General features: G+C 37.0%; 20 protein-coding genes. 6 read left to right on the top strand and 14 right to left on the bottom strand.

What is annotated here, in order from left to right; all coding sequences use genetic code 11:
• Nucleotides 1–52: 52 nt before the first annotated feature.
• From ND812_RS08770 to ND812_RS08740, 7 genes are all read right to left on the bottom strand, one after another.
• Nucleotides 53–988, bottom strand: coding sequence for an amidohydrolase family protein (locus tag ND812_RS08770; RefSeq protein ID WP_265375933.1), 936 nt, complete (start codon nucleotides 986–988; stop codon nucleotides 53–55).
• A gap of 64 nt (nucleotides 989–1052) precedes the next feature.
• On the bottom strand, nucleotides 1053–2810 hold the full coding sequence (locus ND812_RS08765; protein WP_135688009.1) for an acyl-CoA dehydrogenase family protein: 1758 nt from the start codon (nucleotides 2808–2810) through the stop codon (nucleotides 1053–1055).
• Nucleotides 2811–2939: 129 nt separating this feature from the next.
• Nucleotides 2940–4472 carry a methyl-accepting chemotaxis protein gene (locus ND812_RS08760; RefSeq protein ID WP_265375147.1) on the bottom strand — a complete coding sequence of 511 codons (1533 nt, stop codon included), beginning with the start codon at nucleotides 4470–4472 and terminating at the stop codon, nucleotides 2940–2942.
• Between the two features lie 70 nt (nucleotides 4473–4542).
• A complete protein-coding gene (locus tag ND812_RS08755) occupies nucleotides 4543–5733 on the bottom strand; it encodes an acyltransferase family protein (protein ID WP_265375146.1) in 1191 nt (396 codons plus the stop codon).
• A 246-nt stretch (nucleotides 5734–5979) separates the two neighbouring features.
• Nucleotides 5980–7542: a HEAT repeat domain-containing protein gene (locus ND812_RS08750; protein WP_322113658.1), complete on the bottom strand. Its 1563-nt coding sequence runs from the start codon at nucleotides 7540–7542 to the stop codon at nucleotides 5980–5982.
• Nucleotides 7543–7634: 92 nt separating this feature from the next.
• On the bottom strand, nucleotides 7635–8312 hold the full coding sequence (locus tag ND812_RS08745; protein ID WP_265375144.1) for a hypothetical protein: 678 nt from the start codon (nucleotides 8310–8312) through the stop codon (nucleotides 7635–7637).
• A 10-nt stretch (nucleotides 8313–8322) separates the two neighbouring features.
• Nucleotides 8323–9618 carry a hypothetical protein gene (locus tag ND812_RS08740; protein WP_265375143.1) on the bottom strand — a complete coding sequence of 432 codons (1296 nt, stop codon included), beginning with the start codon at nucleotides 9616–9618 and terminating at the stop codon, nucleotides 8323–8325.
• Between the two features lie 258 nt (nucleotides 9619–9876).
• Between ND812_RS08740 and ND812_RS08735 the strand changes: the two genes are divergently transcribed.
• Genes ND812_RS08735 through ND812_RS08715 form a run of 5 tightly spaced genes read left to right on the top strand, consistent with a single transcriptional unit; the run spans nucleotide 9877 to nucleotide 17478 of the window.
• Nucleotides 9877–11115 (top strand): imelysin family protein, encoded by a 1239-nt coding sequence (locus tag ND812_RS08735; RefSeq protein ID WP_265375142.1) that lies wholly within the window; start codon nucleotides 9877–9879, stop codon nucleotides 11113–11115.
• 13 nt (nucleotides 11116–11128) lie between these two features.
• Entirely contained in the window at nucleotides 11129–12655 is a 1527-nt protein-coding gene (locus ND812_RS08730; protein WP_265375141.1) for a di-heme oxidoreductase family protein, read from the top strand.
• Nucleotides 12652–13788 (top strand): imelysin family protein, encoded by a 1137-nt coding sequence (locus ND812_RS08725; protein ID WP_265375140.1) that lies wholly within the window; start codon nucleotides 12652–12654, stop codon nucleotides 13786–13788. The genes ND812_RS08730 and ND812_RS08725 overlap by 4 nt, the downstream gene beginning before the upstream one ends.
• A complete protein-coding gene (locus tag ND812_RS08720) occupies nucleotides 13775–15100 on the top strand; it encodes an HTTM domain-containing protein (RefSeq protein WP_265375139.1) in 1326 nt (441 codons plus the stop codon). The genes ND812_RS08725 and ND812_RS08720 overlap by 14 nt, the downstream gene beginning before the upstream one ends.
• Nucleotides 15097–17478 carry a TonB-dependent receptor family protein gene (locus ND812_RS08715; protein ID WP_265375138.1) on the top strand — a complete coding sequence of 794 codons (2382 nt, stop codon included), beginning with the start codon at nucleotides 15097–15099 and terminating at the stop codon, nucleotides 17476–17478. Before ND812_RS08720 ends, ND812_RS08715 begins: the two co-directional genes overlap by 4 nt.
• Nucleotides 17479–17532: 54 nt before the next feature.
• Here ND812_RS08715 and ND812_RS08710 read toward each other — a convergent pair whose 3' ends face one another.
• Both ND812_RS08710 and ND812_RS08705 read right to left on the bottom strand, forming a co-directional pair.
• Nucleotides 17533–18423, bottom strand: a complete 891-nt coding sequence (locus ND812_RS08710; protein WP_407658492.1) for an LBF_1199 family protein — start codon at nucleotides 18421–18423, stop codon at nucleotides 17533–17535.
• A gap of 66 nt (nucleotides 18424–18489) precedes the next feature.
• Nucleotides 18490–19755, bottom strand: coding sequence for an NHL repeat-containing protein (locus ND812_RS08705; protein WP_265375136.1), 1266 nt, complete (start codon nucleotides 19753–19755; stop codon nucleotides 18490–18492).
• 329 nt (nucleotides 19756–20084) lie between these two features.
• Here ND812_RS08705 and ND812_RS08700 point away from each other — a divergent pair, with 329 nt between their 5' ends.
• Complete coding sequence (locus ND812_RS08700; protein WP_265375135.1) at nucleotides 20085–21191, top strand: GGDEF domain-containing protein; 1107 nt, start codon at nucleotides 20085–20087, stop codon at nucleotides 21189–21191.
• 59 nt (nucleotides 21192–21250) lie between these two features.
• Here ND812_RS08700 and ND812_RS08695 read toward each other — a convergent pair whose 3' ends face one another.
• The 5 genes from ND812_RS08695 to ND812_RS08675 all read right to left on the bottom strand — a co-directional run bounded on the left by ND812_RS08695 (nucleotide 21251) and on the right by ND812_RS08675 (nucleotide 23798).
• Nucleotides 21251–21754 (bottom strand): SRPBCC family protein, encoded by a 504-nt coding sequence (locus ND812_RS08695; RefSeq protein ID WP_265375134.1) that lies wholly within the window; start codon nucleotides 21752–21754, stop codon nucleotides 21251–21253.
• Nucleotides 21732–22079 carry an ArsR/SmtB family transcription factor gene (locus ND812_RS08690; RefSeq protein WP_265375133.1) on the bottom strand — a complete coding sequence of 116 codons (348 nt, stop codon included), beginning with the start codon at nucleotides 22077–22079 and terminating at the stop codon, nucleotides 21732–21734. Before ND812_RS08690 ends, ND812_RS08695 begins: the two co-directional genes overlap by 23 nt.
• 41 nt (nucleotides 22080–22120) lie before the next feature.
• Nucleotides 22121–22825, bottom strand: a complete 705-nt coding sequence (locus ND812_RS08685) for a glutathione S-transferase family protein (protein ID WP_265375132.1) — start codon at nucleotides 22823–22825, stop codon at nucleotides 22121–22123.
• A 343-nt stretch (nucleotides 22826–23168) separates the two neighbouring features.
• Nucleotides 23169–23465 carry an LIC_10461 domain-containing protein gene (locus tag ND812_RS08680; protein ID WP_265375131.1) on the bottom strand — a complete coding sequence of 99 codons (297 nt, stop codon included), beginning with the start codon at nucleotides 23463–23465 and terminating at the stop codon, nucleotides 23169–23171.
• A 12-nt stretch (nucleotides 23466–23477) separates the two neighbouring features.
• Complete coding sequence (locus ND812_RS08675; RefSeq protein WP_265375130.1) at nucleotides 23478–23798, bottom strand: Bor/Iss family lipoprotein; 321 nt, start codon at nucleotides 23796–23798, stop codon at nucleotides 23478–23480.
• Between the last annotated feature and the right edge of the window lie 163 nt (nucleotides 23799–23961).

Below are 23961 nucleotides of genomic sequence, written 5' to 3'. Positions count from 1 at the left end.
ATTACCTCTGTGGAGACATCATTTGCAACGCTGTTGCAAATGCAACCACGTTTCATTTAAAAAATCGGTTTTTTCCGTTTTCGAAGAGGATTTTTTGTTTGGCTTTGTCGGAGATGGGGAGGTCCCAAATTTTTGAAATGGGATGGTTTAGATTATAAGGAATATTAGGAAAATCAGATCCAAAGTAAATCTGATCCTTATAACGTTCTAGGAGAGGGATTGCCGCATCCACATCAGTTTCCTTGCCAGTCGCTAAAAAATCCACAAAGACCATTGTTGTATCCAAGGCTAAATTTTGATAGTCATCAAGTAACGAAGCATAGGCGGATATTTCATGAGCTCCCATATGAGCGACTATTACATGTATTTTTGGATAGGTTTGGATAAATGGTTTAAAAAATTGAATCCCAGTAAATTCGCCTGGTAATGGTGCGGTACCTGTATGGATGACGATTGGAATTTCTTTTTTTTCCAAATAACCAAAACAATCACTGAGTTCTGGATCGTTTAAATTGAGTTTGGAAACTTCACAGTGGAGTTTAAATCCTAAAAAACCATATACCTCTACCGCTTCTTTCACGTAGGAGTACACACCTTCTTCAGGGTAAAATGTCCCAAAGGGTATGGCACCTTGCCAATTTTGATAATTGTTATAGGTCCAATCATTGAGCGATTTTGCCATATTCTTTTTATGAGCATAGTTAAGAGTTGTAAACTGTTTGATACCATTGTGGTGCAGTCGTTTGACTCTTTCCAATTCTGGCAAGCGGTATCCAATTGCCCAATTGGCATTATCAAACCAACGCCAAATTAATTTCATAATGGTTTCTGGAAAAAAATGAGTATGGATATCAAATAGATGTGGGATTCCTAAATCGGAAATCTTTTCTAAGTGACCAGGGATTGGATCGTCAAGAATGGGAGGGAAAAAACCTCCCCTCCATGGAAAGGGAGAGGAGATTCGTGTGTCTGTAACATTTGCAGAAATTCCATCTTCTACTTCCTTCGCAAAACAAGCGTAACAAGGAAGTAGAGGTGAATCCAGTTTGTGGTTATGCAGTGACCGGAGTTTTTTTCTTTCCACGAATTTTAGTTAGGTTAGATGCCAAAATTGCTGCACTGTCTAATATATAACTTTCAGTCAGTGTCTTTCTATGATTTCGTCTTTCAACTTTGGATCTTCCAATACTTCTTTCAAGTAACAAACTGTTATGGAATCTTGCAGCAGATTCTACCACTTCAAATGCTAACTCCTCACGAAGAGGTGTTGAATCAATTTCAGCATATTCTGCCACAACAGTTTCAAATTGTTTGAAGAGTTCGTTTAATTCAGAAGAAGAAACAAAACCAGACATTTCCGATTTTAAGTATTCACGGTAAATTCCAGTTTCTGTCATACCAGATACTATACCACCGATACAAGCTACTGTTTGGAGTTGTGTGGTTCCTTCGTAAATGTTTGTGATCCGAACATCTCGATATAACCTTGCCACATCATAGTCTTCTGTATAACCTGATCCGCCATGGATTTGTAAGGCATCATAAGCAACAACGTTTGCCATTTCCGTGATGTAGTATTTGGAAAGTGGTGTGAAGAGAGAGGCTAGTTTTTCCCATTTTTTAAAGGTTTCATCCTTTTTGATGTCCTTTTCAGTGAGGCCTTTCATTTTTCCTCGTTCTTCTTTCCAACGGTATTGGTCGACTGCAAAACTTGCTTCGTATAAAATACAACGCATTGCAGCAACTTCACGTTCCATTCTTTCTAACATTTTTTTCACAGCTGTGATGTTGCTGATGGTTTTACCAAATTGGACACGTTCTTCTGCATATTTTTTTCCTTCAAAATAAGCAGCAGTTGCGATTCCCATAGCTTGGGCTGCAATGTTTAACCGTGCTTGGTTCATCATTGCCATTGAATATTTAACGAGTCCCTTTCCTTCTTCACCAATGAGGATACCTGGCGCATTCTCAAAGACAACTTCACAAGTTGGTGAACAATGAAGACCCATTTTCTTTTCAATGGAGGCAACAAACACATCCTTTGAATGAACTAAGAAAAAAGAAAGTCCTCTTGCACCACTGGTTGTCGTTCCAGTTCGTGCTAAGGTTAAAATGATGGAAGGTGCATTCCCAAATCCACATGCATGGGTGATAAATCGTTTCGTTCCAGTGATTCTCCAAACTCCATCCTCACCCTTAACTGCTTTTGTTTGTAAATTTGGGAGATCGGAACCATAGTTAGGTTCTGTAAGTGCCATCGCACCACAAAGTTCACCAGAAGCCATTTTTGGAACATACTCATGGATCATTTCATCTGTTCCAAATCGTTCCACAGTTTCCGCAAGGTTCATACAACCAAGTGTGATTGCAAGGGATCCGTCACCACGTGAGACACACTCAGATAACATAGATTGAACGACAGAAGGTAATCCAAGTCCACCGTAGTGTCTATGGATTCCATACGGCAATAAACCAGCAGATTTAATTTTTTCTACTACGTCTAACATTGGTTTTGGGAAACCAACTTGGCCATCTTTGTATTTGAGTCCCTCTTCATCCATTTGTTTGGCGATTTGGGAGATGTCATTTCCAGCAATGTCCCCACCAGCTTCGAGTGTGGATCTGTAAAATTCGATTGCATCTTCGTAATTTCCAGGAGCAAAGGTAAGTTCCTCTTTTCCTGATTTTTGGAATTCTGCAAAATCTTCGAACCCTTGTTCATATTGGTCAATGACCGCATTCCAAGGTGTGAGAGAATCAAAATGATCAATTAGGTCATCATTATCATTAAAATAGTTATTAGATATCATACAATTTATTGGCTCCTAACAAGGACTTTCACTCACCTTTCAATATCGTGAAAAGAATTACAAATGATTTTCCCTGGTGGATTCCTGAACGAATGTCCAATCCGTTAAGTTAATGGTGTTAAACAAGGATCATTTGATGCGATTGGCAAGGACTTGGATGTCTTCAATGTGTTCTGCAAGGACCCTAGTATTCTCAGCCACTACTTGGACTGCATCTTCAATGTTTTGGGCGGCACGCATCACTTCTTGGTTACCTATGGATTGTTCTTTGGCAATGGTTTCCAGTTGCGAAGAAATATCTTTTAATTCTTTTTGAGAATCCACTACCCTTGCATTTAATTTTTGTAATTCGATGATTTTTGTATTAAAACTTATGACCTTAGATTGGATATTTAACATCTCTTTTTCTTGGTTATTGGCTAGAGAATTTGCTTCTTTCGCAGATAAATTCCCTTTCATCAAATCTGACTTTGATTTCAAAATGGTTTTGGAAATGATACTCGCATTTGTTGCAGAATTATCCGCTAGTTTGGCTACCTCTTGTGCGACTACAGCAAATCCCCTTCCATGTTCTCCAGCCCTTGCAGCTTCAATTGAAGCATTTAACGCAAGCAAGTTGGTCTGATCTGCAATTTCTTTCATGATTTGGTTGACATCTTCCACTTTTTGAAAACTATCACTGACTTCGGAGAGTACGTTGTTTAGATTTTCCATGGAAAGTGTTACCATATTACTGAATTTTGAAGACTCTTTGATTAAACCAGAGATCAATTCAATTTCGGAACGAACCGAAGTAACAATACCTTCTAAAGTTTTACTTTCTTCATTTAAGGATTCAATCCTTTGGTATTGGTCTTTGACAAAGGAAAATGAATTTTCTGTTGATTGTGCAATTTCGGTGAGGGATGCTGATATTTCTTCTATCGATGCGGCTTGGTTTTGAACAAGACCATTCAAATCATCAGTAAAAACTTTTAAAGCAGCAACAGATTGGTTTAAGTTTTCACCAGTTTCGACCATTGCTTCTTTTTGTTCCGATACAACTTTTGCATGGGCATCAGCTTCTTTTTTGCCAACCATTGCTTCATCTCGGATAGATATAAGTAGTCCTACCATCTTACTCATAAAGTAGGTTGCTAAGATTAAAAAAATAATTTTGACAATCTCAATTGGTAAAGATAAGGAATAAGGCAAATGATGGACATCGTTTCTATCTACAAAACTTACCCCCATTTGGTATGAAAATACCAATGAACCAATATGGATAAAAATAAGAAGTACACCTACGATGATGGTTTGTATGGAAGAAAATAAAAACCCGGAATACAAGATCACAAAAAAACAAATTGTATAATTCACTCCCAGTTTAAGAGCAGCTGCTGATAAATCTAAAGTGATAAGTGACTGGCCTAATGTGGAGATTCCCACAAGAACTGCATCTCCTATCACAAACAAAAAAGGGTATGGATTTCGATGACTCCGAAATAAATACAATTGTGTAAAAGCAAAAATCCCATAGAAGGCAGTTGCAATGACCATCACAACCAATTGGTCAGTCCGAAGAGAACCTAAACTTCCCAAAATGCCCAATACATAAATTCCAAATAAAATAAAACGTATGGTATTGATGGTTTTGGCTGATTTTAATTTGTATTCGTCCATGGTATTTTTCTCGTATTTTTTACCCTATCAGATTGATAGGGGTAACAAAAATTAAGAGTTCAGTTGATACTTAATTCTTTAATTTATTATTTAATAATCGATTTCGCAAAGCAAGAAAGGGTTTTTCAGTCATTAGGTAATACAAATAAGCATAACCGAGGATAATGACTCCAATTGGAATTGTCCAAATCAAAATCTCATAATAATGAATTTTATTATAACCAATGAATTTTTTCGATAAAAACCCCAAACACAACAAATGTATAATATAACCACAATACGATAATTTAGCGACTGGAGAAAAAATTGGCACTGACAATACTTTATAAGTCACACTGTTTTCATCTAATGTTTTAATTAAGATAATTGACCAAGCGATGGAAGCAATTAGAAAACGGAAAACACATGTAAACAGATCTGGTCTGTCTTCAGATGTGAAAATCATAATGGAAAACAAAGTTACCAAAGACAAAAGAACAAAATAGAAGGAATTACGATTTTTCAAAAACTGATCAATTTTTTCTGGAAAATAATTTTGAATTGCTGCCAATAACACACCGAGAAACAGTCCGTCCATTCTCGAATGAAATGGATAATAAAATGTAACGGTATATTTCCAAAAATTCAATTCATCAGGATTGATTTGTAAAAATTGAATCAACCGTATAATAGTAGGTAATACTACCAATATAGATAGGGAATACAAAACCTGTTTTTTTTGTTTCAACTTTAGAATGAAAAAAAGTAAGACTGGCAATAAAATATAAAATTTTTCTTCCACACTAAGTGACCAGCCATGAACCATAATGCCTGCGAAATAATCACTCAGATAAGTATAATCCCAAACCACTCTCTTCACTAAATGTAGTGATTCAGTCTTAATCAGCTCATCAGTTGCAATTTTTGATAAGTTGTAGATTACTATAAATTGGAATGTTAAAAATATATAATAAGGAGGAAAAATCCTTAACACACGTTTTGTGATGAAATTCCCATAATTAATTGAATTTGTTTTGATTTTTTCTTTTAATAATTGGCCACCTATCAAATATCCGCTTAAAACAAAAAAGGCATCCATACACAAGGAGCCGTTATTTAAAAAATTTTCCATCCAAACATTTGGTTCATAAAATCCAAAATGTTTGTAAGGTCTGAACATATGAGTGTAAATCACCATAAAAAATGCAATCCCACGGATTCCATTGAGGCCCTTCATTTCTAGGGGATTGGTCTTAAAAACGGAAAAAAAATAATCTTTCATGAATTAATCTGTCAACTTAAGGAAACCAGGCTTACCCTTTCGGTCACTTTATTTTTTTACTGTATGTAAAAATTACGACTCTCTAAGATTCTGCACCTCACTCGAATGTTCATGGAGGAAACGTTAAAACCCGCAACAATGTTGCATTTATGTCAATCAGACAATACACGAAGACCTCCCCATTTCACCAACTGGGACTTCGGAACCCCTCATCGATGAAACGTTTTATGGAAAAACAAATCCCGATTAAGGATTTGCCTTCACCCAAAGATTCCACTCTTTAGCGGTTCTAAATTTTTGACCCGTAATGGCTGTTAGCGCATAATAACTTAATTTGCGTTTTTCAGCATTATCCCCATTTACAAATAAAATCAGGAGTGGAATGGATTTTTTGTCTTTTCGTTTGGCAATTTCTTCCATCGCAGGTCTGTATACTTCTGCATCCTTAGAACGAGTGGCTTCTTCGATGAGATACCTTGCCTCTTCTGTTGGAATTAGGGCAACGGTTGATAGGATTTGAGGAGCCATTTTAGGACGATCTGATAATAGTACTTTTAGTTTTGGTAAAGAACTTGGATCTGCAATGGATCCGAGTGCTTCCAATGCATATCCCATCAGTTTGGCATCCCCTTGGTCTAAGGCTTTGATGAGATCTGGTACGGCTTCTTTTGCTCCCATAACACCGAGGGCCCAAGCAGAACCATAGGGTCCCTCTTTTTCACCAGAAAGTAAAACTTTGCGAAGGATAGGAATGGAACTTGGATCACCAATCCATCCAAGTGCTTCTGCAAAATGATCCCTCTCAGGAGTTGATGGTTTTAGGAGTAATTCTTCGATTCGATTTTTTCCTTCTTTGTACTTTTGACGGCCAATGATTTTTGCCGCATAACCCCAGTTTTTCGTTTCGTCAGAAGTTAAGATTCCAAAGGCGAGTTTTGCTGCTTCTTTCGAAGGAATTGCACATAAGACATCTGTTGCGTACATTTTTGATTCTAAATTATCAGATTTTAAAACTGCAAATACCTTAGGAACAACAGTTGGATTAGCAATTTCAATGAGGGCCATGGAAGCATTTTCTTTTCCTTTATCATAAGGTATGGTAAGTGCTCTTATGAGGACTTCACTGGCATTTTTTGATTTAATCCTTCCGAGAGCTAAATAGGATGCAGCGAGTGTTGGAGTTTCATCTTGGATTTTTGTTAGATTGAGTAAATACGATTCAGCAGAAGTTACATTTAATTTCCCGAGAGCCATGGCAAAGGTTTTGTCTTTTTCTCTGTTTTTGTTTTTTAAAGCCAAGGCCAAAATTTGGGAACCTACGGATCGATTTCCAATCTGCACCAGTGCATCCACAGTTTGTAATCGTAGAGTTGCATTATCATCATCTAATAATGGATAAATGCGGTTTACGACAGAAGGTTCTTTCATACGAGTTAATGCATCCAAGTAAACATCTTTAGGATTTTCTGTATCAGACCACATCAAATTGGCAATGGTAGAGGAAGAAACTTTGTCCTTTAATTCTCCCAATGCAATCGCTGCGCCAGCCCTTAAGCCAGGATCTTTTTCATTTAACATCTTTCGAAGACTTGGAATTGCTTTTGTGATCCCACGGCTTCCCAGTTGGATCGCAGCTTGGCCTCGGTCAAAATTAGAACCAGTTTCCAATGTTTTGATGAGCATTTCAGTCGGAATCTCTTCTTCCACAGGTAGTACCTCCTGAGTTTCAGGTTCGTTCGGGCCACCAAAACAATTTAGGCTAAGGCTACATACGAAAAGGAAAAGGAATGATTTATCTAAAAGTTGCATGGATGTATCTATCGTTTTATATTTGGCGAGGATTGTAAAACAAAAAGCTTCCTAATACTAGGAAGCTTTATTCTTTGGAATGAATTGAATGTTTAACTATTAGGAACTTGGTTCCTTACTTCTTTTAATGTCGCTAGTTCTTTTCGCCAGGTTTGTAAATCTTTCTCTGCTGAACCTTTGACTTCGTTATCAGGTTTTTTGTTTTCGAGCCAATATTCAACCATTTGGATCCGTGATTCTAACTCATTGATTTTAAAATCAAAGTAAGCTTTTTGCGTTTTAGGAGAAGGACGTTCTCCTGCATTCGGCTCTTCACTCGAAGGTTTGTCTGACCATTTTTCCTTCGATTGGCTCGCAGAAAAACTCGCATCCATTGCGGTAAAAGAATCCAACATATCGAGTTGTTCTTTCTCTTGTTTTTCAGTGAGAGGAGCACGAATTTCACGAGGAATGTAAAAATTATTTGGGTATTTCGCCGCAAAATCTCTCCACTCCTCCTTAATCTCTTCCTTACGATTTGGTTTTTTTTCGAGAGCAAACGGCCAAAGTACTTCAGCCTGCGCCAATTCCAATTCTTCTGGATTGGGAGCATCCGCAAATTCTGGATCATCAAACAACGAATTTGCGTGTTTTTCGGAACTGCCAAAATCGGAATTTGACACAACTGTATCTTGTTTCGTTTTATCAGAAGTGAACTTCCAAATGGAAAAAACAAACAAGGCTAAGAAAAAACCACAAACCGAAAGAATTCCTATAAACCGTTTACTCATCGCTAACACCTTACGTAAAGATAGATACTACCCAAGAAATTGCCTGACCAAAAATATTCTCAGTTAAGAATTTTTTCAAATCAACTGGATTTCGATTCAAAGTATCATAGTACCAAGCAGTGTATTCACTAACTTGCGGAATTGAATATCCATAACGAGTGTTAATAGCTTTGATTAACTCGTTGGCAAAAAGTGAGTGCCCATACATATTTGGGTGAACACCATCTAAACCAAAAACACCTGGTTGGTTAGGAAGTGGCCAATTTGCACGTGCATTTCCTGGTGACCAACCTGAAGCACTACGAATAGGTCTTCCATTTTCTTTTAGGTCATCAAAAATCACACGTAAGTCAGCAACTGCAAAACGCATAGTAGCAGCCTGTGCTTTGATTTCATTGTTCAACATATTTAAGAAGTTGGAAATAGTTCCAATTTCAGTCGCATCTAAAACTTGGTTAGGATCTGATACAGAGTTTCTAAAAAATGCTTTGAGTCCTGAGTAATTTGCTCTGCCATTTGGATCTTTGTAAGGTTCAAGGAAAGCAATTGCTGTTACGTTTGGAACAGTAAATAAAACTCCACCTTTTAAACTTCCCATAGCGGCCATTCTTCTGAAAAATTCACGAATGTCTCTTTTGAAACGAGTTTCGTCTAAACAATCGATAGAAGTATGAAGTGCAGTACAAAGTACATGGTTTGCTCCAGCAGAACCAAACAAGAAAGTTGGTTTTACTTTCTCCATTACTTGCGCTTGAGTTCCTGCATCTCGTAAACCAAACTGGTGAAACTTGTCTGGTTCTTTACAATCAGCCACTGTCACCCAACGATAGGTGTACCAATACCAAGTTGCCCAATACCACTCTTTTTCTTGTTTGGTGGCCGTGATATCTTCACATTTACCAGATGTTTTTAAGAGCGTTGTATACTCAGCACCTGTGATACCAGCATGTGTTGGTAAAGAAACAGTGGATGCGTTTCCACCAATGATACTCTCAGCAATACAAAAAATCCCACAATCCCACTTGAGTACATCTTCTAAATTTACAAAAGGACCTTTCAAAACATTATAGGAAACAGAAGCTCCTGCTTGTTTTGAAACCAGAACGGGGTATGCCCAGTCTTGCGTTTTTTTCTCTACGGTGACACCAAAGAAACCTTGGCTCAGGGAATCTCCTACGACCCCAACTCTTTGGAACATTTCACCTTGTGTTTGTGCAGATACTGAACCTGCTAGAAACAAAGCGAGCACCAAACTGAATGCTTTATTTGTCTTCATATTTCCTCCCAATCGGAACATTTTCAACATACTTTGAACAATTGAGACATTTTGGTGTCTTTTTGAACGAGTGTCAAATAATTTATTTCCGAACCATTGCAATTTTTTGAACTAAGTTCATAACAAATCCCACTACAATTGATCCCGATTTTTCCTTTACGCAGAGAAGACAGGAAGAGAACCTTGTTTAATTGACAATGAGATTAAATCTCATTCGCATGAGGAGAGACGCCTACCATGTTCTGCAAGCGAATTTTTACAATGGTACTAACACTTGGGATATCCACCATGGGATGCACCAAACAGGAAAATAACGACACTTCCCTACTCGCTTCCTTAGCGCTTGTTAGTGCGGGTGGAAACCAAGCTGCTTTTTTAGAAACCTATTCGCAAATTGCCTTCCAAAACTATAGCGATGCTTATGCAGATGTAGTGTTGCTGCGGGAAAAAGTAACCACTTTCACGCAAAAAGCATCACCTACTCTATCCGACCTAAATGAAGTCAGAACTCTATGGAGAAAAGCAAGGATAAGCTACATACAAACGGAAATCTTCCGTTTTAGCCAAGGTCCAGTAGATAACCCAAATCTCACAAGTGGTGTGGAACTAGAACCATTAATGAATTCATGGCCTTTAGATGAAGGATACATTGATACAGTTGTGTTAACAGGAACTGTATCAAAACAAGGGTTAATCGATAAGAACCAGGGTGATTGTTCTAGTGGAACATGTCCCGATGGAGATACTGCAAAGAATATTTCCGTTGGTTGGCATGCAATTGAATACATACTATGGGGAGTTGATACAGCAAATAATACAACGCCAGGTACAAGCATCACCCAAGCTAACTTTACCACTGCGAACGGATCTGGCAGTGCACAAGCAAAACGTTCCGCTTATTTATTGTATGCTACAGAAATTTTAGAATCACATTTACTAGTCCTTAAAAATGCATGGGATCCTTCTATCTCAGGTTCCTATGTTCAAAAATTCAAGTCGAGTTCCACTTCTTTTGAAAATATTCTAAGAGGGATTGCAAAGTTTGCTGGTGGTGAATGGGGAGGAGAAAGAATGACAGGCGTTTTTGGTGGAGACCAAGAAGAAGAACAGTCTTGTTTTTCCGACAATACAAAATCAGATTTTTATTATGACGCCAAAGGTTTAGAAAATATCTATAACGGAACCTACTCAGGTTCCAAAACCATAACTGGGTATGGACTAAAAAACCTTTTAGGAAAAGAAACAAATTATATCAAAGATAGAATCACAACTTCTGAACAGTTTTGTTTGAATGAATTTAATGAAGATACTTCCCTCAATCAAACCTGCAGTGGCAGTCTTATTTCCAGTCGTTTTGATCGAATTATTGCAACAGTCAATGTTTCTGGCTCTCCCACTGAAAATGCAGACTACCAACTCTTTCGTTATCAAATCCAACCAGCTGTACAAGAAATCGCAAAGTCAATGCAAAGAACTGCAGCAAGTTTCGGAGTTTCTATTGGAAACGATGGTCTTGTAGTAGAATAAAAATAGAATCAAAATGAAATACATCCACCTTATCCTTGTTCTAATATCATTTGCCATTGTGAATTGCAAAACCAATCCAAATGATGACGAGAAAAATTCTTTGTTACTTGTGGCACTTTTATCTGCTACTTCCTGTTCTGCGGGAGACTCACTGAACGACCCTTGCGAACAATACAGTGGTGGAGAAACCACAACATTCGATTCAACAGAATCTGCCTTTGATCTTGAAGCTGCCAATGTTTTAGATTCCAGAAGGTCTATTGATTTCCAAGATGGAAATGCTAACTTTAACCGAACATGGTTACCGGCAGGTAACTCTTCAGTTACTGGACTTGGCCCAGTTTTTAATAACAGGTCTTGCCAAAGTTGCCATGTAAAGGATGGACGTGGACGCCCTCCCGCAGACGGAACAAGTTTATCCTCCATGTTGATTCGTTTGAGTATTCCAGGAAACAACCCAACAACAGGGGGACCTGTTGCGATGACAAATTTCGGGACACAATTGAACACAGAAGGGATTATCGAATATGGAACTGGGACTCAAATTCCAAAAGAAGGAATTGTTACCATTACGTATACAGAGGAACCAGGAACCTTTCCCGATGGAGAGTCCTATTCATTAAGAAAACCAAGTTATGCAATCACATGGAATGTGGGAGGTGGAGCCACTCAAATCAACGTAGCAAACCCTGGCCAACCTTACCACCCAACAAACAATGCTTCTGGATCCTATCTGATCTCACCAAGAACATCACCTATGATGCCAGGACTCGGCTTACTGGAAGCAATCCCAGAAGCCACCATACGATCGTTTGCTGATGAATTCGATACAAATGGAGATGGGATTTCAGGTAGACCTAATATTGTTTGGGACACCGCACAAGCTAAAACGTTCTTAGGTAGATTTGGTTGGAAAGCAAACCAACCAAACTTAAACCACCAAAATGCGAGTGCCTTTCTTGGAGACATTGGTCTCACAACATCCATTTTTCCTACAGAAAATTGCGCAACAGGGCAAAACTTATGCTCCTCCAGTCCCACTGGAAACGGAACAAATCCTGAAATTTCAAATGATCGTCTAGCGAGAGTTACATTCTATACAAGTTTAGTCAGTGTTCCTGGCCGAAGGGGATGGAAAACTGAAGATGTTAGAAAAGGAAAAGAAATTTTCATTCAAATAGGATGTGCATCTTGTCATATCCCTAGAATCAAAACAGGAGATCATCCTATTCCTGAAGTAGCAAACCAAGAGATTAGGCCTTATACAGATTTACTCATCCATGATATGGGAGATGGGCTAAGTGATTTCCGACCTGATTTTAAAGCGAGTGGGAATGAATGGAGGACAACACCATTATGGGGATTGGGTCTGATCGAAAGAGTCAATGGTCATGAACTTCTATTACATGACGGCAGGGCAAGAGGAATCCAGGAAGCGATTCTTTGGCATGGTGGCGAAGCAGAACAATCCAAAAATAGCTTTAAGTCATTAACCAAAGACCAAAGAACCAAATTAATTTCATTTCTAAAATCATTATGAAAACAAACAGCATTCGATCAAAAATTATCTTCTATAGTTTCTACATACTACTGGTCAATTGTGGAACAAAACCTGGCCAATCCTCTGATAATGCCCAAATATTAGGACTTGTTGATACTTACTTTCGAAACTATTCAACTTCCAGTTTACTGCTGGATATTTCTAATAATCTAATCCTTCCTAAATATACCAATTTAAACAACAAAATAAGCGCCTTGCAGACTGCTGCCAATGCATATGTAACAACATCTGATGTTACAAACCTTACAAATGTAAGAAATGCTTGGATTGATGCAGATTTAGCCTATCGGCAAATTGAATGGGCCTATTTTGGTCCCGCATCAATTCCTTATAATGTGTATTTATATTTAGATAGTTTTACTAGATCCTATCCCATTGATCCAACTTCCATTGAATCAAAAATCACTTCTAATTTAGCACCAACTGGATTAAGAGTTGATGGTATGGATGCAGTTGAATATCTACTTTTCAAAGACAATGTTACAACTACCAATACAGCATTTGCAGATACTAATCGAAAAACATACTTAACCAAACTCATTCAAGACATTAAAACACAATCAGGATTGTTACTATACTATTGGGATAAATCCAGATCATCTTCGTTTTATAATTCCTTCACAACAGCTGGGAAAGGAAGTGTTGATTACCCAAATACAAAAGACGGTTTAACTGAAATTACAAACCAATTGGTTTTTTTCTGTAATACAATGATCGATATTAAAATTGCCGAACCTTCTGGCTTACGTGCAACCAATTTAGGCGTAAAAGATATTACAAAAGTGGAAACTCCCTATGCAAATTTATCCTTAGACTCACTCATCCAAAATTTACAAGGAATTTCTGATTTAGGAGACGTAGGACTCTATCGATTTTTATCTCTCAGAAACGAATCCATAGTCCCAAGGCTACAAGAACAAATTAAAGCAACAACTACATCCGTTAATAATCTTAAAACAAAGTATGGAACTTTACAAAATGCTATTACAAACGGGAATCAGGATGTAGAGTTAATGTTAGATGAATTCAAAGAACTCAGAGTGATGATCAGCACAGAATTAATTAGTTCTCTTGGTGGGACCATTGGAGCGAGTACCAATGACGGTGATTAAAAATTTTAATCACCCCGTCTCCTCTTTATCATTACAGTTTCTAAGATTTGGTTATGGGCTTACAACGACGATCGTCGTCATTCGATACTTTTATTTTGGATGGATCCATACCTACCTCGTCCAACCTACTTTTTTCTTCAAACATTTTGGCCTGGAATGGATTCCAAATATACCATCAACTTTTACATACCTTCTCTTTTTCATTTTACTTTTAACTTCCATTGGCATTTTACTTGGTTATTTTGTAAGAATTAATTTATTGATTTTTACAATCGGATTCACTTGGTTTCATTTTATAGATGCAACCATTTACCTAAATCATTATTATCTGATTTCGATTTTAGGTTTTTTACTTTGGTTATCTCCAATCTCAAAATATGATACACCGCTCATAGGAATTCAAAATTGGATCCATACTCCCATTCCAATCGCAAAACTATGGATTGTTGCATTTCGTTTGCAAATTGGATTGGTTTATTTTTTTGGTGGACTTGCCAAATTACAACCCGATTGGATGTGGGAAGCATTACCTTTAAAATTATGGTTATACCAATCCGAAGGGAAACTTCCTTGGCTCGATCCAATTCTTGGATTACCAGTTACCGCTTATGTTTTCTCATGGATTGGGATCCTATTTGATCTATCGATACCTTTTTTACTAAGTATCCGCCGCTTTCGATTGTATGCATGGAGTCTTGTCCTTCTCTTTCATTCATTTACGTCGTTTTTATTTCCGATTGGTGTTTTTCCAATTGTGATGAGTTTATCTTCTTTAGTATTTTTTCCTCCAAACTGGCCAAAACAAGTATGGAATCGATTTCTTAAACAGAATGATCATAAGATTCAATTGGAAGACGATGAGAATGAAATGCCATCAAACAGTCGTTTGTTCCCAATCGAATGGATTCTCATTGTTTTCCTTCTATTTCAAATTCTAATTCCTTTTCGCCACTTAATTTATCCTGGTCAGGTGATTTGGACAGAAGAAGGGATTAAATTTTCATGGCAAGTGATGGTAGCCGATAAAGTGGGTGAAGCCCTCTTTTTTGTCCAAGGCAAATCCATTGATCCAAGGAACGAACTTACAGAATACCAATACAGAATGATGGTGATTCAACCTGAACATCTCATTCAATACGCCAAACACATCCAATCGAAAGCCGCAATCGAAACAGGCCAAAGTGGTCTACCAGTGTATGTTCAATCTCATGTATCATTGAACGGTAAACAAGCAAGGCCCTTATTCTCACCCGATCTAGATTTAACTAAAATTGAAATTAATTTTTTACCATTAAAAGGACTCATTCGATGAATACTTTCCGATTTCACTTCCTCTTACTTCTTGTTCTCTTTTTCTTACTGAGTCAAAAAAATTACGCACAATCTGGGACAGAAGAGAAAGAACCAACTTCTCAAAAGAACGAAGGAATCCATGTCATTGGTAACAAAAAAGAAGACCTAAAAAAAATCCCAGGTTCTGCTTATATCCTCGATAATAAATATCTACAAGAAGCATCACCAACTGATCCAATGGAAGCATTAAGGAGGGCTCCTGGAGCAAGCGTTAGGTTCCAAGACGCAGCAGGACTCACGCCTAATATCGGATTTCGAGGGGTAAGTAATGAAGAATCAAGAAAAACACTAATTCTTGAAGATGGTATTCTCACATCTCTCTCTCCTTATGGGCAACCAGAAAGTTATTACTCTCCATCAATTGAAAGAATGGAAAGAATTGAAGTGATTAAAGGATCTGGTTCCATTTTATTTGGACCCAATACAATTGGTGGAATTGTAAATTTTGTCACCAAACGTCCGCCAGTTGAATCGACTTTTTATACAAAAAACGTAGGTGGTGAAAATGGTTATCTTTCCACATATAATTCATATGGTAAAAGTTTTGGATCAAGTGCTTTTGAAGTTTCTCTCTTAAGAAAACAAGGAAATGGATTTCGTAATTATCAAAATTTTGATGTAACCGAAGGAAACGTTAAATGGATTCAAGATTGGAATGAGAACCATAGCACAACAATCAAATTAGGTTATCATATGCAAAATGCGCAGTCGACTTACTTAGGTTTGTCGCAAGGTTTATTTTGGAAAGACCCAAGAATCAATCCAGCTAAATATGATGAAAAACAATTAAATCGTAGCCAAACCATAATTTCACATAACTGGAAATTAACTGATGAACATGCTATCATTATTCGAGGATATGTTTCCCAAGCGGAAAGAAATTGGGCAAGACAAGACTTTTTATCTGGAAAATCCGATGAAGGAGATTATTTAAATCCGCCAATAGATACTCTCAGAACCTACTCTCCTGGAATCATTGGAAATCGACCTGGTGACAGTATCTATATGCGTGAAACATATACAAGCAGGGACCAATCTTTCTTAGTTGGCGGAGTAGAAACAAAACTTGAATCCAAATTTAATACATTTGGTTTAAAACACGAAACAGATCTCGGAGTCAGATTCCATGGTGAAAATAATCTCACACAAACAAATGTAAAAAAAACAGACGATCCATTAGGGTATCTAACCAAAGCAAGTCTTCAAGACGAATCCCTCACGAATAATCTATTACAACCTTCATTACCGAATTTTAACCTTAACCGACAAGAAAGAAAAATTGAAGCCTTTGCCTCTTATTTCCAAGACAGAATTCAATTGTCTGAAAATTGGAAATTGATTCCAGGGATTCGATATGAAGAAGTGAGACAAAAAGCAATTACAACAAGAAGGCAAGCAACACAAGAAGATTACAGATTAGGTGCTGTTTTACCTAATGATGTTTCTGTCAATAGAAGGAGTTCTAGTGAATCCAGAACTCATATCATCCTTCCTGGAATTGGAATCACTTATGATATCACAAAAAAATTCATTTGGTTTTCAGGAGCTCATAAAGGATTTTCTCCTCCTACCTTTGGAACTTCTTTTAGCCCACAAGGTAATGACTATCGACTCAAACCAGAAACTTCTACAAATTACGAATCAGGTATAAGAGGTGATCTAACTTCTTATCTTTATACAGAACTAGTTGGTTATAAAATGTATTTTCGTGATCAAATCATCAACGTGAACGAAGTTGGTGGTGAAAACGGAATCAGGCCAACTAACACAGGTTACTCTACACATACTGGTGGTGAAGCAGTTGTCGTTTGGGATCCAGCAAAAATGCAAAAATCAGAATGGAGAATTCCCATTGAGTTGATTTACTCTCGCATTGAAGCCAAATCAAGAAGTTTTAATCCTTTCCCAGTATCCCAAACTAGTGATGGCCGTGAATTGATAGAGATTGTACCAGCTTATACAGTCAATAATTACCAATTCATTTCAAGTGATACAACAGGAAATTATTTACCGTATGTTCCAAAAGAAACAATTACAACAGCAATTTCGATATCGTCACCTCAAGGGTATTATGGTCGTCTAGAATACCAATACATTGGAAAACAATATTCAGATTTACTAAACACAAAAGATGAATCGGAAGATGGAAACAAAGGGATCATTCCAAAAGTAGAATTATGGAATACTAGTTTGGGTTACCGTTCACCTGACAAATGGTCAGTGTTCATCAATGCAAAAAACATCCAAGACAAACAATATGTCTCGGGAAGGTTACCAACTGGGATCCAACCTGGTCCATTCCGCCAAATCAATGTTGGTTTTACTTTGGAATTATAATACGTAATTTACGAGCCCAATGGGAACCAACCAAATTATAAGCATGGAAAGGGATTAAAAATACTTTCCTACTCGATCATAATTTAATAGGGCAGACTGCAGAGTTGTCTCTTCCCAGGAGTCGAGGATGATACCATTGCCTTTTAAATACACTAATACATCATTTCGATCTGCGGTAGCTATCTTTGTAAGTTCTTTTAAAACGAGAGACATACGATTTGAATCTCTTTCTTTGGGAGTTAAATTGATTTCTTTTTGCAAATCATACTTATCCTTTACTTCCTGGCAAAAAGTTTCCCAGACATGAATGGAGCTTAAAATTGCCTCAAGTCGTTTTCGATTTTCCATTTCCTTATCACTGAATTCTTCAGTCTTTTGATTTCCGGATACCATCATCATTCTTAAATAATAATACAAGGTATGGCTGTTTAATAAAATCTTACGTATTTCATTTTCCCTTAGGTTCGAAAATATTCCGAGCAAGGTTTGCATTGTCATATTTTTTTCTTCTAAGAGATCAAAGTAAGCTTCCCAAGTTTGTGGGTCCAAATTCGAAAGGAGATGGATTTTTAAAGTAGGGTCACGATCCATCTCTTCACCAAGAGATAATATTCGTAAACTTTGAGCAGAATCAAACAGAGCTCGAATTTGCAAAAAGTAAGCATTGGAATCAAAATGGTCTAATAAAAACTGTTTTCCATATCCAAAATAAATGAATCGCATCAATAGTTCAGGGGTTATGTTTGGATCGTTTAGAAATTGTTTTGTCGCGTCCTCTGTGCGTAACAACCATAAATATTCGAATACCAAGTCACAAAACTCAGTATCTGACAACATGTGCTCTGCTAATGATTTAAGATCTTCGCCTTTGTCAATTGAGGAGAAAAAAGATAGAAGCTCATTTGGCGATGCGTTTTTCCAAAATTGAGAGGCCTTCCATCGCATGACTATTAGTAGTGTGTAAAAAGAACAAAGTCAAATGAAATTTAGATAGTTCTTTTTTTTAGTATATTAATATACATTCCAATACGAGCTAAGTAGAAGATTTTTACATATCTTACCCCTAGAACCGGTATTAATCGTCAGGATTGAATCATATGTATGTGGTACGGCAACTATCTTTCCGTTAGGTGCCAGAACCCCGTCTCCCCATTTATTACCAGTCCCAATTCCCGTATTATGTGTTGTATAAGTAAACGTGACTGGATCAATCGCAAGTATATCTGTGATATCGGCAGGGATTGTAATAATCCTTCCATCAGCAGAAAAAATACCACCTCTCCATTTTCCTGTCCCACTTGTTGGAGAAGTTCGAAGGGATACCGAATCATTAGTAGGGTTTAAAAAGATAAAGTCGGAATCGTTTGAAGGAATACCTACTAACAAACCATCTGATGTTACTACAGCATGCCTCCACTTTCCTAAACCTGTTTTTGGTGAAGGGATTGTATACGTTCTTTCTGAATAAGGATCCAAAACAAAAATTGAATCGATATCAACTGGGAATGCATAGATTTTTCCATTAGGAGCAAGCACACCTCCTTCCCACATATTTGATAATGAGACTGGTGAAGGGATGAGACGAACCAAATCTGTTTGAGGGTCTATGACTAAAATTTGATTCGCAGAATTGGGTATCCCATAGATAAGACCATTTGGAGCAAGAATACCACCTCGCCACTTACCAACACCTGTTATTGGAGAAGTTAAAAAATAACTTTGATTAGAAGCTGGATCAAACACTAGGATTTGATTGGCATCTCTTGGGATTCCATAAATTTTACCATTTGGTGCAAGAACCCCTCCTTCCCATTGCGCCGATCCAGACGATGTTGTATTCACATTGGATGAGGAATTTTGTGTGGGGTCAATGACCAATAAATCAGATCGATTGTAGGGAAGAGAATACACCAAATCTTGGTTAGTGAGAACACCACCAAGCCATTTGGCTAAACCCGTTACTGGTTGGGTGAAAGTTTGAAAACTCACTCCGTCAGTACCTAATGCTGCTTGTTTTTTTAGTTCTTCGGCCACATACTTCCAACGACGAGGTTGGATGATGGAAAGAGGATCCATTTCACAAATGGATTTATTGGGGGCACGAGAACCACAAAATTCACGGTCATCATCCGTGAGGATCCTTGCTAAATAAAAATCACGGAAAGATTCTGAGTTTGGATCACAACCATTCCCGAGTTTTGGGAGTTCGCAATTCAGGATCATGAATGAGATAAGGAGAATTACGTATTTATAATATTGGTTTCCTCGAATTTCCAATCCAAACCCTCTAGATAGAATGATTCCAACCAAGATCGTAAATTTGTCAAATGAAAGAAATTTATTGCCAACCGGAATACTGACTTATGTTTATTTCCAAAAATAATTCAATGGGTCAAATGTAAGATTGTCTCAGTGTATCGTATGTAGAGTTAAGCAAAAAGAAACAACCAAGATTCATACGAATTTAAATTCATTGACGTAGTTTAAAAAAATAATTTATTTGAGTCGTCGTCATGGTGAAGTCCCTTTCCTTTATTGATCCTCTTCTTTTTTCTCAGGACTTGTCCCTAGTAAACACAATCAATTATCGATAGAACCAATATTCAATGAAGTCAAATACAGAACATTTAAACTTATCAGCGAGTTCCCAAACCAATTCTGGATCCGAAAAATTCCAAACTGCAAATTTAGCAAGATGTATCTATACTCTTGTGATGGTTTTGGTATTTTACCACTTCCAACTTCCTTGGATTGTTGTGATTGGTTCGGTACATTTAGTTTTTTCCGTAATTTGGTTTTTACTCATCCACTTTGATATCTTAGTAGAAAAAGATGTTTGGTGGAGTGGTTATGTTCCCGCGACCTTTGATTTGATTTGGCTTACTGTCCTTGCCTATGGAACGGGACATATCACTTCATTTTTTATTCTTGGGTATCTAGGTTCTATTGCACTCAGCAGTATGTCACTTGATCGAAATTATGGTGTTTACAATGCTTTTTTAGCAACGGTCTTATTTAGCGCCATGGGATTTTTTGTGTATTATGATGTGATACCACTTGTAAATATCTTAATGCCACCTGTAAAACCTACATTACTCAGTATCTTTATCTCCTCTTTATTACTCGGAGGAAGTGCATTCATAGTGAATCAAATTGTTTCAAAGTTGTTTTCTTCATTAACGGATGTTAACGAAAAATTATTAGCAATTGCAATGACTGATCCACTAACAGGCATTTCAAATCGTAGATCTTTTTTTTCTAATTTAGAAATTGAAATGGCACGGCAACACCGGAGCACCTCACCCTATCCCATTGCATTCTTATTGTTCGATTTAGATCTATTCAAATCCATTAACGATACATATGGACATGAAATCGGAGACTTAGTGCTCGTTGAATTTGCTAGTGTATTAAAAACTTCCTTACGAAAACAAGACTTTCCAGCAAGGTGGGGAGGAGAAGAGTTTTTGGTATTATTACCAAATACTGACTTGGATGGAGCCATTGTGACCGCGGAAAAAATCCGACGTACATTTAATTCCTTAAAAATACCAATCAAGGGAAAGGAACTTCAGTGTTCGACTAGTGTAGGAATCTCCATCTTAAGAGACCAAACAACGAATCCCGAATCGATCATCAACCTTGCCGACGAATATTTATATGAAGCAAAACGAAAAGGTAGAAACCAAGTATATTCTGAAAAAAATCTTTAATTGTTTCATCAGAACAGTTGGACTTTTACATTTGGTCACGACACATTTAAATTTAGACATTAGGAAAGTTCTTTCACGAGTCGGTCAAACCCAGCATTTGTCCCTTCGATTCTACCTTCAATCTCGATCTTCTGCACTCCTTCATTGGAAATTCCTCCAAGAAGTACAATTTGTTCGGTAAATGACATTTTAGTTCTACCTTCTATTAATGAATCAAAGATGACAGTAACCAAAGAAACTGAAACTCGTATATCATTCATATACATTCCAAATGCATAAACGATTCTTTCGTTTGGAATGATATCATAATAGGTAGCATCAAAAACATGCCGACTTCCAGAAGGTGTGATCACTAAATTGGATTCTTTTCCACCTACTTTAAAATCCAAACTGAACTCCACAGTTTCCCAATCATCATGACATGAAAACCACCTGCGTTTTGACTCTGGGTTCGCCCAAGCAGCAAAAACTTTTTCTTTTGAAGCTGGCAAAATTCTATCAATGGTAAAAGATGTATTGGTGACTAACATTTTGTTTTCTTCATACTCCATCTGAGTTTTCATCTGACGTTTCGATTAAAAATTGACTCAATCGATCAAAACTACGATTCCAATCTGACTTTCGTTCATCTAACCATGAATTGATGCCATTCAATTTAGAAAAATTTAATTCGTATGTCCGAACTCTTCCTGATTTGTTGGATTGCACCAACCCGCCATTTTCCAAGACTTTCAAATGTTTTAATACAGATGGTAAAGCCATATCCAATGGTTCTGCTAATTCCTTAACGGAAGCAGATCCCAAACTCAATCGTTCCACCATTTGCAAACGACTTGGATCAGCGAGTGCATGAAAAATTTGGTCAATTCCAGGTTCGTTCAGTTTCATATCGGAATCAATTCAAAGTCTAATATCCTGAAAAAAAGTCCTTACTTTTTTTCTTTCAAAAATCTTTTTGGAATTTTATCAAAAAAAGGATACATATAAAAATATGGTTCCGCTTCGTCTAATGTTCGCTTAACGGAATTTTTTTCCAATAATCTTTCAAAATACTTAGTTAGTTTTGGGTAACCATTTCGAAAACTAAGAAGGGTATCGGAATAAAACAAAGCAGGAACCGCGGAACAATCTGCCATAGTAAAGTGATCATATACAATGTAGTTTTTTGTATCCAATTGTTTTTCTAACATACCATAAGCGACAGGTAATCTTTCATAAGCACGTTCAACACCAAATGGATCTTTTTGCCCTTCAGGTCGAATACGATCCAAAACAATCTTTTGTACAGAATCACTGATGTACAAATCAAAAAATCGGTCCCAGAGTCTCACTTCAATGGATTCTTGCGGATGCGATGGTAGTAAATTGGAAGTCCCTGGATAGTATTCGCTGATATATTCAATGATGACACTTGTCTCTGGGATGATTTGGTTTCGCAGCCGATCCCGTAATAATGGAATTTTCCCGACAGGCCAATAGGCAAATAATTCCGATCTCGACTCTTCCTCCAAAAGGTCTACGAACCTAGGTTCAAATTCGGTTCCATTTTCATACAAAGCGATGAGGACCTTGTGGCAAAAGGAAGCCAGCGGGTGGTAATAAAGGAGCAGGTTTGTTGGGTTATTGTTATCCATTTGGCTAACTTTCTAATTCTAGACAGCTTGGCAATCCAAATAGTTACCCAAATGGTTAAGTATTGACTTTCTAGCACTGATTCCCTCCTAAGGGGATCAAAACACAAACATTCTTCCAAAAAAATGCAATTCCTTGGGTTGTTTCTCTGCAAATCAGGTGGGTGTGTTAAAGGGGGGAAGGAGCACCCTCCCACAAGCTACTCACCGTTTGGCCTAACTCGGGTGGGGGATTTCTGTAAATTCTCAGAATTTAGGATCGATGATACTTTCTACAAGTTAACCCAATTCACAAAATATTGATAATGTCAATTATTCGAATCTAAGATCATCTAATCTAAATTTTTCATTCATCACAATAAATCGAAATACTTTTGGAAGAATAAATTCCACCGATCAAGACATGGATTAGTTTATCTTTCCAATCTCTATGCAATACAATTGCCTTGGTTTTTTCATTCCTACAATTTGATTTAGAAGGATCAGAAACTTCAGTATATCCAAACACCAAACTTGCCTGATGTGTTTGATTTTGTTTAAGCTCCATCTTATTTATATCTAATTCTGATTTCTGTATTTTAATCACAGTTGTATGGCATCGGCCAAAAAAAAACAAAATACTAAAAATTGTAATCCATTTCATAAACATTCCCTTTTAAAAACAACTAATGTCCATTGTCCTTGGGGTATACATCCCAAGGGTAAAATTTTCATATATTCCATCCGAAAACGAAGTATATTCGTGGATTTCTTTTACTTCAGAATTTTTACAAAAATCTTCCATACCGTATTCTAATTTAGATGGATACAGCCCCCAAAAATAAAACTTAGAATGAATTTTAAATGATTTTCCGTTAGTTGACTCCTTTAGATAATACTTACATCTTTCACAAGAATCAACCTTGTATCTAGAATGATAACAACTAACATTTAGAGTAGTTGTAAAAAGTAAAATTAATGCCAAATTAAATTTCATAAATCTATCCTCGTTAACCTTTATGCCTCATCAATTAAATCGAATTTCAATTAATGGGAAACGTTAAATTTTCAAATGAATCAACGGTTTAACAAACAAACCACATTGATCAAAATCATTTTTCGCAGGATAAATTTTCGCATCATAACCTAACTTTCCATCA

It is taken from the genome of Leptospira limi, assembly GCF_026151395.1.
GTDB lineage: Bacteria > Spirochaetota > Leptospiria > Leptospirales > Leptospiraceae > Leptospira_A > Leptospira_A limi.
Note: the sequence above shows the minus strand (reverse complement) of the source record. Positions and strands in the feature narration are given on the sequence as shown.